General features: G+C 63.9%; 8 protein-coding genes. 5 read left to right on the top strand and 3 right to left on the bottom strand.

The annotated features are described in order from the left end of the window. Positions 1 to 5: 5 nt before the first annotated feature. On the bottom strand, positions 6 to 1,511 hold the full coding sequence (locus KWO_RS15300; RefSeq protein ID WP_010380540.1) for a CoA-acylating methylmalonate-semialdehyde dehydrogenase: 1,506 nt from the start codon (positions 1,509 to 1,511) through the stop codon (positions 6 to 8). A 138-nt stretch (positions 1,512 to 1,649) separates the two neighbouring features. On the opposite strand from KWO_RS15300, the gene KWO_RS15305 reads away from it, so the two are divergent. From KWO_RS15305 to galA, 4 genes are all read left to right on the top strand, one after another. Then, on the top strand, positions 1,650 to 3,035 hold the full coding sequence (locus KWO_RS15305; protein WP_017113026.1) for a helix-turn-helix domain-containing protein: 1,386 nt from the start codon (positions 1,650 to 1,652) through the stop codon (positions 3,033 to 3,035). A gap of 356 nt (positions 3,036 to 3,391) precedes the next feature. Continuing rightward, positions 3,392 to 6,085: a TonB-dependent receptor gene (locus KWO_RS15310; RefSeq protein ID WP_017113027.1), complete on the top strand. Its 2,694-nt coding sequence runs from the start codon at positions 3,392 to 3,394 to the stop codon at positions 6,083 to 6,085. A 190-nt stretch (positions 6,086 to 6,275) separates the two neighbouring features. Next, complete coding sequence (locus tag KWO_RS15315) at positions 6,276 to 7,487, top strand: glycoside hydrolase family 53 protein (RefSeq protein ID WP_010380548.1); 1,212 nt, start codon at positions 6,276 to 6,278, stop codon at positions 7,485 to 7,487. Further along, the gene (gene galA / locus KWO_RS15320) at positions 7,484 to 10,051 is read left to right on the top strand and encodes a beta-galactosidase GalA (RefSeq protein ID WP_017113028.1); all 2,568 of its coding nucleotides are present in this window, start codon (positions 7,484 to 7,486) and stop codon (positions 10,049 to 10,051) included. The genes KWO_RS15315 and galA overlap by 4 nt, the downstream gene beginning before the upstream one ends. 245 nt (positions 10,052 to 10,296) lie before the next feature. Here galA and KWO_RS15325 read toward each other — a convergent pair whose 3' ends face one another. Next, complete coding sequence (locus KWO_RS15325) at positions 10,297 to 10,650, bottom strand: hypothetical protein (protein WP_017113029.1); 354 nt, start codon at positions 10,648 to 10,650, stop codon at positions 10,297 to 10,299. A gap of 166 nt (positions 10,651 to 10,816) precedes the next feature. Beyond that, entirely contained in the window at positions 10,817 to 12,748 is a 1,932-nt protein-coding gene (locus KWO_RS15330) for an alpha-L-fucosidase (protein WP_017113030.1), read from the bottom strand. 327 nt (positions 12,749 to 13,075) lie between these two features. Between KWO_RS15330 and KWO_RS15335 the strand changes: the two genes are divergently transcribed. After that, entirely contained in the window at positions 13,076 to 13,456 is a 381-nt protein-coding gene (locus tag KWO_RS15335) for a MutS N-terminal domain-containing protein (protein ID WP_236610339.1), read from the top strand. Positions 13,457 to 13,526: the final 70 nt, after the last annotated feature.

The raw sequence follows: 13,526 nt of genomic DNA on the forward strand, positions 1-13,526 counted from the left end.
TCGGGTCACTTGAGAGAGATGGTGGTGTTGACGCCATGGCACAGCGTCTCGTCATCGAACCAGCGCGCGGTCACGGTCTTGGTCTGGGTGTAGAACATCACCACCTGCTTGCCGTACGGGCCCAGGTCGCCGAGCTTGGAGGCACGCGAACCGGTGAAGGAAAACAGCGGCACCGGCACCGGAATCGGCACGTTGATGCCCACCTGACCCACATCGATGTCCTCCTGGAAACGCCGCGCAGCCGCGCCGGATTGGGTGAACAACGCCGTGCCGTTGCCATTGGGATTGGCATTGACCAAGGCAATGGCCTCGTCCAGCGTGGCGGCTTCCAGAATCACCAGCACCGGCCCAAAGATTTCTTCGTCGTAGATGCGCATGCCGGGTTTGACGCCGGAAAAGATGGTCGGCCCAACAAAGTTGCCTTGCTCGAACCCCGGCACCTGCGGCGCGCGGCCATCCAGTTCCAGGGTGGCGCCCTGCTCCACGCCGGAGGCGATCAAGCCTTCCACACGCTCGCGTGCGGCGCAGGAAATCAGCGGGCCAACTTCGGTGCCCGGCGCATTGCCGGCGCCGATTTTCAGGCTCTTGGCCTTGGCTACCAACTCCGGAATCCACGTGCGTGCTTCACCCACCAGCACCAGCGTGGAGGCGGCCATGCAGCGCTGCCCGGCGGCACCGAATGCAGCGCCAACCATCGCATTGAGAGTCTGCTCGCGGTTGGCATCCGGCAGCACCACGGCGTGGTTCTTGGCACCCATCATGCATTGCACGCGCTTGCCGGCCAGCGAGGCGCGTTGATACACGTGCGTGCCCACCTTGGTGGAGCCGACGAACGACAGCGCCTTGATGTCGCGGTGATCGCATAGCGCATTGACCACCTCTTCGCCGCCGTGCACGACGTTGAGCACGCCCTTGGGAATGCCGGCTTCCAACGCAAGCTCCACCAAGCGCATGGTCACCATCGGATCTTGCTCGGAGGGCTTGAGCACGAAGGTGTTGCCGGTGGCGATCGCCATCGGGAACATCCACAGCGGAATCATCGCCGGGAAGTTGAACGGGGTAATGCCAGCGCACACGCCCAGCGGCTGTAGCAAGCTGTAGGTGTCCACGCCGTTGGCGACGTTGTTGGCCAGTTCGCCCAGCTGCAGATTGCCGATTGCCGCAGCGTGCTCCACCACTTCCAGACCACGGAACACATCGCCTTCGGCATCGGCCAGGGTCTTGCCCTGCTCGGCGCTGAGCAGCGCAGCCAGTTCAGGCATGTGTTCGCGGATGAGCTGCTGGTACTTGAGGAAGATACGTGCGCGCGTGCCAATCGGCGTCTTCCGCCAGCTGACGAAGGCGCGGCTGGCAGCGGCCACTGCGGCGTCCACTTCGGCGGTGGTGGCGAAGGGCACCTGGGCAAGCACCGATTGATCGGCCGGGTTGACCACGTCCTGCCAGTGCGTACTGGCGGACACCACCAACTCGCCATCGATCAACAAGGACACGCGGGGGACGGATTCGCTCACTGCAGGGCTCGCTAGTTAAGAAGGGCTCCGGGCCGTTGCCGGCCATCGATTCGCATTGTTCGCATCGCTACCTGGCATTCCCAGCTTGCGACTGCTTAATCGCGCTAAGCTCGCGACACAATTTTGCGAATCTTGCGAATGCCTCACGCCCACTCCCAACTCCGCCACCAGCTCGGCCTGCGCCTGCAGCGGCTACGCCAACGCCATGGTTTAACCCAGGCCGAGTTGGCGCGCCGGCTTGGCCTGTCGCCGAGCTATCTCAACCAGATCGAACGCAACCAGCGCCCGCTCACGCTGGCGATCCAGCAGCGACTCAAAGCCACGCTGGGCGACCTGGACGGCCTACTGGACCTGGACGACCCGGCCGCATTGGTCGAGCCGCTGGACGAATCGTTGCGCAGCCTGGGCCACCCTCTGCTACCCGCCGAACTACGCACGCTCACCGGCAACCTGCCGCAAGTAGCGCAGGCGCTGCTGGACCTGCATCGCGCGCATCAGCATCTGCTCGAACGCAACGCCGCGCTGGAATTGCAGATCGGCGTCGAGCACGCGGCGATGCCATCGCTGTCGCCTGGCGAGCAGGTGCGCGACTACTTCAACCGCGCGCACAACTATCTGCCCGAACTAGACGAGCGCGCCGAAGCGCTCTACGCCGAACTTAGATTGACCCCGGAAAATCTGCAGCTGCGGCTGCGCCAACGGCTCGCCGATCGTCATGGTCTGCTGGTGCAGGACGCCGCCGACCTGCACAGCGACAAACGCAGCATGGATGCGCAGGCACGCGTGCTGTGGCTACCGGGCCACCTACGACCGGGCCAGCAGGCGTTCCAGATGGCCGCGCAACTGGCATTGCTGGAATGCGCGCCCCTGCTGGACGCGCGCATTGCCGATGCCGGTTTCGAAGACGCCGAACGCATCGCGCTCTCGCGGATTGGCCTGTCGAACTATTTCGCCGGCGCGCTGGTGATGCCGTACAGGGCGTTCCTGCACAGCGCACAAACCTCGCGCTACGACATCGAATGGTTGGCCCACCGCTTCGACGTAGGCTTCGAAGCAGTGTGCCACCGGCTCAGCACCTTGCAGCGGCGTGGGGCAGCCGGTTTGCCGATCTTTTTCATGCGGGTAGACCGCGCCGGTAACGTCTCCAAGCGTCACTCGGCCACTGACTTCCACTTCTCGCATGTCGGTGGCGCCTGCCCGCTATGGATCGTGTACGAAGCCTTCAACCAGCCCGACCGCATCCTCACCCAGATCGCGCGCATGCCCGATGGCCGGCGCTATTTCTGGCTGGCCCGCCAGGTCAGCAGCGGCCCACCCGGCTATGGCCGGCCGCGCAAGACGTTTGCCCTGGCGATGGGCTGCGACCTGCGCCACGCCGATCAACTCGTCTATGCACGCGGCTGGGATTTAAACGCAGTAGACGATGCGGTACCGATTGGCCCGGGCTGCCTGACCTGCGAGCGCAGCGACTGCGTGCAGCGCGCGTTTCCTGCGCTGCCGCGTTTGCCGGCAAGGGCGCGTTAGCGTCGTGCTGGACAGTGGGAATGGAGAGTTGGAATCGCAATTGCTACACCGACTTCCTTCGAGCAAGCGAACACCATTACCGCAGCGCAGCATTCCAAGCCGAGATAGCTGCCGCAAAATGCTTCATTGGAATGGAATGACTTGCGCTTCTACCCTGAAGCGGACACATGCAAGACAGGGGACGCCAGCGCGACGCATCGCGCTTGCCGCGCCACGCAAACGACCGCACAACGCCCATCACGCAGCACTGCACCACTCGCTACGCCCGCGTGGACGCGCCAGACCCGCCCCATGCGGCTGGCCGCATCAGCAGCCACCACCTTATTCGGTCACTTTGTCCTGGGAGGGATCAACCGATGCCTGTTCACCATACCGGCCGTCCGGCCAGCCGGCGCCTGCGCCGCACGCCTGTCCGCGACATCCTCTGCACCACCATTGCCTGCGTGCTGGCTGCCGCGTTCAGCGCGCACGCGCAGGACACCGCGCCCGCCACGCCGCCGGCCAGCGACACCAACACCGCCGCCAGCAATGGGCAGGCGCCGGTGACGCTCGACAACATCACCGTGATCGGCCAGCGCGCCAGCCTGAATCAGGCGGTGCAGGCCAAGCAGATGTCCGATCACGTCATGGAAGTGATCTCTGCAGACAACATGGGTCAGATGCCCAATGTCACCGTGGCCGAGGCACTCGTGCGCCTGCCCGGCGTCAACGGCACCCGCGACCGCGGCAACGAGAGCCTGGCCACCGTGCGCGGCCTGGGCCCGCGCATGACCATGGGCACCGTCAACGGGCGGGAAATCGCCTCCTCCGAACCCAATCGTGCGGTGCGCTGGGAAGTGTTTCCCACCGAGATCGTCTCCACCGTCAAGGTCTATAAGACGCAGTCGGCCGATCTGGTCGCCGGCGGTCTTGCCGCCACCGTGGACATCTCCACCATCAGCCCGCTCGACTACACCGGGCCGGGATTCGTCGGCACCGCCGGCCCGGTGTTCTACGACCACGCCAAGGATGTGGACGGCTACTCGCCGTGGGGCAGCCGCTTCGGCGCCAGTTGGGTGCACAAAATCAACGACAACCTGGCGGTCGCGCTGGGCGCCACCTATCAGAAGCAGAAGAACGCCAGCTCCTCGATCGGCAGCTGGGGCTATACCGATGCCACCACATCGCGCGATGTGGATGGCGACGGCACCGTGGACCCGACCCCGTGGGGCGCCGCCGACCAGCTCAAGCTGATCGACCAGACCCGCAGCGGCGCAATGGGCACCGTGCAATGGCGCTCGGGCAATTTCGAATTGAAGTTCGACGGCCTGTATTCGCGCATCGAAATCGACGAAGACCAGTTGCAGAACTGGTTCAACGGGCTGGCGTTCAGCACCTTCTCCGGCAACACCAATCCATACACCACGCCGGGCTCGTCCTACACCATCGTCGATGGCGATGTGGTGGCCGGCACGCTGGCCAATTCGAACCTGCAGGTCGACCATGTGGTCAGCCACTACAACGAGGTCAAGTCACTCACCGCCGGCGGTTTGAACGCCAAGTGGAGCGGCGATGTGTGGACCCTGGGCAGCGACCTGTCGTTCTCGCAGGCCAAGCGCGACAACACCTGGCAGGCGGTGCGTTTCGGCAGCAACCCGGACACGGTGTCGTTCGATTTCCGCCGCAGCGTCACACCCACCATCAGCACCAGCTCGGACACGCCCGAATATGGCATTGCCGGGCAGACCGAGCCGCAGGCACTGCGCGACAAGATCGCCGCACTGGCCCTCAATGCCAGCCGTGCAGTGGATGCCGGCCCGTTCACGTCGCTGGAATTTGGCGCACGCGTTGCACGGCGCGAAAAAGAGAACCGTCGCTTCCTCAGCAACCAGTCCGGCTACGATCAGCCGATCTCGGCGTACCAAGACCTGATCTACCCGGTGACCATGCCGGACTTGAACGTGTCCACGCTGACCGGCGGCAACATGGCCGAGATCGCGCGCATCGGCTTCGGCGGTTTCGATCCGAGCACGCTCGACGAACAACTGCTTGACCATTGGAACGTCAAGGAAGACGTGCGCGAAGCCTTCGCCAAAGCGGTCTTCAGCTCGCAGCTGTTCGGCACCGATGTCACCGGTAATGTCGGCGTGCGCCTGGTCAACACCAAGACCACCAGTGATGGATTTGATTCGGTTGGCAGCACCATCCAGCCCAGCACCGGTAGCAAGGAATACACCGATGCGCTGCCCAGCGCCACGCTGAATTTCCTGATCGACGACCAACGCATCTTGCGCTTTGCGGTGGCCAAGGTCATTGCGCGTCCGCCGCTGGACGAACTACGCACTGGCCGCCGTCTGGACGACCCCAGCGTCACCGTCGGCCAGCTCACCGGCAGCGGTGGCAACCCGCAGCTGGATCCGTTCAAGGCCACGCAGGTCGATGTCTCCTACGAGTGGTACTTCCACACCGAAGCGCTCGCCGCCCTGGCCGTGTATCGCAAGGAAGTGGATTCGAGCATCGGCTACCGCACCGACCGCGAAGTGATCAACGGCCTGGATTACCTGGTCAGCGCGCCGTTCAATGGCGGTGGCGGTTACATCAATGGCGTTGAACTCACCTTCCAGACACCGTTCTACTTTATCCCGCACATGGAAAACTTCGGCGTCTACTCGAACTATTCGCTGGTGGATTCCAACCTCAAGGAATTCTCGCCGGAAGACAACCCGCTGCCGTTGAGCGGGCTGGCACGCAAGACCGGCACATTCGACCTGTGGTACAGCACCGGCACCTTCGAAGCGCGCGTGGGCTACAAGTACCACAGCCCCTACACGGTGGTGTACGGCTGGAATGCTGCACGGTTGGCGCGCCTGCAGAGCGAAGGCACGGTGGATCTGAGCTTGAACTGGCAGTACAGCAAGCAGCTCGGCTTCCGCTTCCAGGCCAGCAATCTCACCAACGAGCCGCTGCGCGCCTACACCGACAACAAGCCCAACCGTCTGGCCAATCAGGACGATGGCGGCTACCAGGTGTTCGGTCGTCGTTACCAGCTGGAAGCCACTTACAAATTCTGAGCATTGCTCGATCGGCTGCCCATGCTTCTGCGCAGCCGATCTGGTCTTTGCATACCCGCATAACACCGCAGCCGCTGTGTGCAATTCAATCTGCAACCCACGATTGGATTTTGCGCAGCGGCCGCGCAGCAGCACGGCCGTGTGCGGCATGCTGTCACCCGCTCCACGTTAGTCTCTGTCGAGGAATTGCATGCGCTCACCACGCCGTCTCTGGACGCCCGCGCTACTGGCGTTGACCATTTCCACCTGCGCACACGCCGCCCCGGCCCCCGCTACGTTGTATCTCGGCGCGGACCTGTCCTACGTCAACGAGATGGAGGAATGCGGCGTGCAATACCGCGAGAACGGCGTGGTCACCGATCCGTTCGAACTCTTCCACGCACACGGCGCCAATCTGGTACGCGTGCGCTTGTGGAACGATGCGCGCTGGACCAAGTACAGCGATCTGTCCGATGTCAAAAAAACCATTGCACGTGCACGCGCGCACGGCATGCAGGTGCTGCTGGATCTGCACTACTCCGACGATTGGGCCGATGGCGAAAAACAACTGATTCCCAAGACCTGGGCCAGCATCACCGACACCGACGAGTTGGCACGCACGCTGTATGGCTTCACCTACGACACGCTGAGCGCACTCGACCGCGCCGGCTTGATGCCCGAGCTGGTGCAAGTTGGGAACGAAAGTAATTCCGACCTGATGGACAGCACGCCCTGGGACAAAAAGCGCCCCATCAACTGGCAGCGCAACGCCAAGCTATTCAACGCCGGCATCAAGGCGGTGCGCGATATCAGCGCACGTTCGGCGATCAAGCCGCGGGTGATGTTGCATATCGCCCAGCCGGAAAATGTGGAGCCGTGGTTTGCTGATGCCACCAAGGCCGGCGTCACCGATTTCGATCTGATCGGCATCAGCTACTACCGCAAATGGTCCACGCAATCGATGGCCGAGCTGGGCACGACCATCAAACGCCTGCGCGCCCGCTACGCTGCCGATGTGGTGGTGGTGGAAACCGCGTATCCGTGGACGCTGGACTCCGGCGATACCTCGCACAATCTGCTCGGCGAAGACTCGCTGATTCCCGGCTACCCGGCCACGCCGCAAGGCCAGGCGCGCTACATGGTGGACCTTACTCAACTGGTGATCGATACAGGCGGTGCCGGGGTCGTGTATTGGGAGCCGGCATGGACCAGCAGCAGTTGCAAGACGCGCTGGGGCACTGGCTCGTCGTGGGAAAACGCCAGCTTCTTCGACTTCAAGCACGGCAACGAGGTGTTGCCGGCAATCGACTTCATGCGCCACCCGTATACCGGTGTGCCTGCATCGAGCAAACCTGACGCAAGCAAGCGCGGCACGAGCACACCAGACAGTTCGGCAGAGACCGGCAAAAGGACGCAGCCATGAGCGGCATCAATCGGCGCGAATTGCTGCGCGGCATGCTCGCCAGTGGGGTGAGCGCCGCATTACCGGCAGGCGCAGCCGGCGCATTGGTCTCGGCGGGCGCAGCTGCCGCACCTTCTGCGGCGAAAAACAGCGCAACGACCACAGCATTAGGCGATGCAGCGCTGGCACCGCGTGAGCGACTGCTGTTCGATTTCGGGTGGCGCTTCCACCTGGGCCATGCCAGCGATGCAGCGCGCGATTTCGAATTCGGCACCTTCCAGCGTACCTTCGCCAAGGCAGGCAAGGACACCGCAACCGCCGCGCAACCGGGGTTCGACGACAGTGCCTGGCAGCAGGTGGACTTGCCGCACGACTGGGCTGTCAGCCTGCCGTTTCGGCAGGAGCCAATCTCGGCCTCCATGGCCGAGGAAGACCCGGCCGCTGCACACGGTTACAGGCCGTTGGGCACAAGTTTCCCGGAGAACAGCGTGGGCTGGTATCGGCGCACCTTGCAGATTCCGGCAAGCGATCTGGGCAAGCGCATCAGCCTGGTGTTCGATGGCGTGTTCCGCGAGTGCATTGTGTTCTGCAACGGCCACATCGTCGGCCGTAACGCGAGCGGCTATTGCGGCTTCGAAGTCGACCTCAGCGAAGTGCTCGACTACGGCAAGCCCAACATCATCGCCATCCGCGTGGATGCCACGCTGGGCGAAGGCTGGTTTTATGAAGGCGCCGGCATCTATCGGCATCTGTGGCTGCAGAAGACCAACCCGCTGCATCTCCCGCAAGATGGCGTATTCGTGCGCAGCAGCGTGCAGGATGGCAATGCCACTGCACAGCTTTCCACCGAAGTGCGCAACGACGGCACCGCGCCACGCCAGTGCATGGTGCAGGCGCGCATCACCGCACCGGATGGACGCACCGTGGCGCAGGCGGCCAGCGCAGCCGTCACAGTCGCGCCTGGCCAGGTGCAGATAGTCGAACAGGCCCTGCCGCTCGGGCAGGCCGCGCTGTGGTCGATCGACACCCCGCAGCTCTACAGCCTGACCACCAGCGTGCACAGCGACGGCGCGGCGGTCGATGCGCTGGTCACGCCGTTCGGCGTGCGCAGCATCGCCTTCGATGCGCAACGCGGTTTCTTGTTGAATGGCACACCGCTCAAGCTACACGGCACCAACAATCACCAGGATCATGCAGGGGTCGGCACCGCCATTCCAGATGCATTGCACGAATGGCGACTACGCCAGCTCAAGTCGATGGGCTGCAACGCCTACCGCAGCTCGCACAACCCGGCCACGCCGGAATTGCTCGCGCTGTGCGACCGCATCGGCATGTTCGTGATCGAAGAAACCCGCCGCATGTCCACCGACCTAGAAGCGATGGGCGAACTGGAAACCATGGTGCGGCGCGGCCGCAATCATCCCAGCGTCATCCTGTGGTCGCTCGGCAACGAAGAGCCGCAGCAGGTCACCGAACGCGGCGCGCGCATCGTTGCCCGCATGCAGCAACGCGTGCGCCAACTCGACCCCACCCGCCCCACCACCTTCGCGATGGACAAGGGCTTCGGCGATGGCGTGGGCCAAGTGGTGGATGTGGTCGGCTTCAACTACCGCACCAGCCAGATGGACGGCTTCCACGCGCAGTACCCCAACATCCCGATCTACGGCAGCGAAACCGGCAGCACCGTATCGGTGCGCGGCAACTATCAACGCGATGACAAACGCGGCTACACCCGCGCCTACGACCTGGACCACCCCTGGTGGGCCAGCACCGCCGAAGCCTGGTGGAGCTATGTCGCGCAGCGCCCGTATATCGCCGGCGGCTTCATCTGGACCGGCTTCGACTACCGCGGCGAACCCACGCCCTACAACCGCTGGCCGAATGTGGCCTCGCAATTCGGCGTGCTCGATAGCTGCGGCTTCCCGAAGGACAACTACTGGTACTACCGCGCGCAATGGACCAGCGAACCGGTGCTGCATCTGTTTCCGCACTGGAACTGGGACGGCCTGCTGCAGCCCGACGACCATGGCCGGATCGAAGTCTGGTGCCACAGCAATCTCGAAGCGGTGGAGCTGCTGGTCAACGGCGTCAGCCAGGGCCTGCAGCAGGTACCGGCCTACGGGCATGTCGAATGGCGCGTGGTCTATGCGCCCGGCGTGATCGAAGCGCGCGGCCATCGGGGCGGCAAGACGGTGCTCACCGAACGCCGTGAAACCGTCGGCAAGCCAGCGGCGATCCGCCTGAACTGCGATCGCAGCAATCTGCACGCGGACGCCGAAGATGTGGCCGTGGTGAAGGTGGAAATCGTCGACGCACAAGGCCGTCTGGTGCCAACCGCAGACAACCATGTGCAGTTCGCGCTGCGCGGCCCTGCCCGGCTGATTGGCGTCGGCAATGGCGACCCCAGCAGCCACGAAGATGACAAGGCACCGCAGCGCAAGGCATTCAACGGCCTGTGTGCGGCGCTATTGCAGACCACGCGCAACAGCGGCGATATCGTGCTGCAGGCGACCCCGCCCGGACTGACCTCGGCCACACTGCGCTTGCACGCAGGCGTCACGAAATTGCGTGCGGCGGTGGTTTGATAAGCAATGGTCGCTGCGCGATGCGATATGCACGACGACACTGCCGGGGCCGTTATTGGCCGTGGTAGCGCAGAGATGGCAAACGTCAGTCGAAGGCCATCCGTCGGCATGTTTGGCAAAACCCGTATCGCCCAGCAGGTCATTCCCACTGGACGATCGCGGGCAGCGCTTCAGCTGCAGCTAGGACATGGTCTACATGTCTTCATGCAGACCAACAACTCCCGCCGCTAGCGTGATGGGCAGCCTTACGTCTGGTTATTTCCCGCAGCGGGATCACGCGGAAAATAGCGGTTGAGCTTTTCTTCCCATGCACGGAATTGCTCCAACGTATGGGCATCCATCGGGCGCGGGTCGTCGGCCAACGCCTTCTTCTGCGCCACATAGGCGATGCGCTGGGATGACAGTTCATCCCACGCCTTTCTGAGCATCACCGGATCCGGATGCGAAACCATCATCGCCTCCAGCAGCGTGGCCTGTGCCACGCGCGCGGCCAGCAGATCGCTGAGCGCCTCGGTCACGGCTTGCATCCACTCGTGTTGTTTCTGTTCCATATCGAACCAAGTCGCCTGCGTAATGCGCCGCGCACCATAACGCCTCATCTGGAACGGCGGCGTGCAAGGGAGTTGAAGATTCGGGTTCACCACGTGATGCGAGCGTGGCGACCTCCCTCTTCATCGCCTCGCTAGTCGCACCTCAGCGCGCGCAACTACATCCACCCAACGATCCCCTCCCACGCGGCGCATGGCCGCGCGGGAGGGCAAGCTCTCATCGCAAGCGCGAGAACGCACCGATACCGGCGATTGCCAGCCGCTCGGCGGGCACCGCTGTTTCAGCAAACGACAGCCGCAGATAGCGGATCTGGCGGACGTCAGGGAAATTCACGCGCTGGGTCGAGAGCGCATAGGCGATGTTTGACAGCTCGCCGGCACCGGCCGGCTGCCAGTGCTGGCCATCTTCGCTGGTTTCGGCGCGATAGCCCTTCGGCGGTGCCGCACCGGTCATCACTGCGCGCGAAGGCGTCAGGCTGAAACCGGCGACCTGGCGCAGCGCACCGAGGTCGATGGTGGCTTGCACGGGATGGCCCGGCGTCGGCGCAGGCGTGACCCAGATGGTGCTGGCATCGTCGTCAAGCAACTTTTCTGCCCCTGGCGCGCTCGCCCCGACGATGCGCCAGCCGGCCGTGGACAGCACGTCCGGCGCATTCGCCGTGGGCCGCGCGACCGGCACCGGTGCAACCGCGCGGAACAGCGCGAACTCGCTGATCGCCGGGCAGGCCGGCGCCTCCAGCACCACCAGGCGCACCCGGCGTGCAGTGATCGGCCGATCCAACCGCACGATGCGCTGTGCGCCGATGCACTGCGCTTCGGCCAACCGCCGCCATTGACCGTCAACCTCGGCTTCGACCGCGAAGCGGGTGACGCGCACGCCCAGCGGCAGATATTCGCGCAACCGAATCAGGTCGAAGCTGTGCGCCGCCGACAGCTCCAGCGTCAGCGTTGGTGTGGTGACATCGTCCGGCGTGGCCCAGTAAGTGTCCGGCTGACGGTCGAGCACGCGCGCCGGCTCGAAGCCAGCACCGCGCGATGCGCTGGCAGTGGCCTTGGCGCCCTTGGCCAGATCGATGGCGAAGCTGGCGCGGATTGCGTCGCCGAAACTCTGCAACACCGCCACATCGTGGTCGGGAATGCGGCCGCGTCGGTCCGGCGGAAGATTGAGATTCATATTGGTGCCGCGCGCGACAGAGGTGTCGAAATAGCGCACCAGATTCTCCGGGCTACGCACCTTGCCGTCTTCATCGGCGTGATAGAACCAGCCCGGGCGGATCGACGTATTGGTTTCGGCCGGCCACCACAGCGCCCCGCCGCGCACGCCGGAATTACCATTTTCCTGGGTGTACGGGGCATTGGGCATGGTCGGCCAGGACGGATCGCCGGCGATTCCATCTTCATTGCCGCCCCAGCGAATATCGGCGCCGAGCGGATCGAACGTGCAGGCCATCGGCTGATGCTGGTGCACCAGCTCGATCATCCGCGGCCAGTTGTAGTACGCGGGCGCATCGATCTTGCGCGACTCGCGCGCGCCACCGTAGTAGCCGTCGCCGCCATTGGCGCCGTCGAACCAGAACTCGAACAGATCGCCGTAGCCTGTGCACAATTCGACTATCTGCTTGCGGAAATAGTCGATATACCCAGGGCGACCATACTCGGCATGGTTGCGATCCCAGGGCGAGAGGTAAAGGCCGAACGCCAGGCCAGCGCGGCGACACGCCGCTGCCATTTCGCCGACGATGTCGCCCTTGCCGTTCTTGTAGGGCGAATTGCGAATGCAATGCTCGGTCAAGCGCGTCGGCCACAGACAGAACCCATCATGGTGCTTGGCCGTGAAAATAAGCCCTTTCAGATTGCCGGCCTTTGTAGCAGACACGATCTGATCGGCTGAAAAATCGCTGGGATCGAATTTGCGCGGATCCTCGTCGCCGTAGCCCCATTCCTTGTCGGTGAAGGTGTTCATCGCAAAATGCACGAAGGCGTATTGCTCCCAGCGATGCCAGCGCAGCTGGCGCGCGCTGGCCACTGCCCCCCACGGTGCCGGCCCGTTGGCGCGCGGCGTCTGCGCGATGCGAGACGCCGATGCACTGAAGCTGGCAGCAGCGGCCGCCGCCACACCCGTGGCAAGAAAGGTACGACGATCGATCATTAGCGCCTTCCGACTTATCACAAGCTTCGATCTTAGCTTTTCCAACGGCAGAACGGCCCTACGTCGAAGCGATGGACGGTCGTTCAAGGGCAGAATGTCGAACATGTGGCGATCCTTGGCCGCATGCCTTGGAAGCGCACTGCGCGCTGTCGCCGATTCCCGCTTCCATGGACACTTGCAGTCGACGCCGGACGGCCCGATCGCACGTGACGCGGACGTGGCATTACACGTTCCGTCCACAGATCGGACATCCCTTGTCTCTCCGATTGACCGTCCCGCAATGTCGCGGAACGTGCGCGCAAGGCCGCTTGGCTGCTGGACATCGCCCTGACCCGGCGCGACAGTTCCGGCGGCGCGCCGATCCGGCGGCGCGCCGATCCGGCGACCGGTGCCGTTGCATGCATCCGAGGACTATCTGGCCCGGCTGGTGGCGCGGGCGAATCGGTGGCGATCTGCGAACAGATCGGCGACCCGGCACTGGCCAAGGGCTTGATCGAGCGCAAGGTGGTGCACATCGTCACGCCGGGCACGGTCACCGACGAGTCGCTACTGGACGAGCGCCGCGACACGTTATTGATGACGATTTCGCGCAGCAAACAAGGTTACGGCCTGGACTGGGCCGATCTGGCCGGCAGGCGCTCCCTGGTCGATGAGGTGGACAACGAGGACGCGCCGGAAGCGGAAGCGGCGCTGCAGACGTCGCCGTGATCGCGGCGGCAAGGCGATAACGCCACTTGTATTCCGGAACGCCAAACATTGCGTTCAACTACGGCTAGTC

Origin of the sequence: Xanthomonas vasicola pv. musacearum NCPPB 4379, assembly GCF_000277895.2 — a bacterium.
Lineage (GTDB): Bacteria > Pseudomonadota > Gammaproteobacteria > Xanthomonadales > Xanthomonadaceae > Xanthomonas > Xanthomonas vasicola.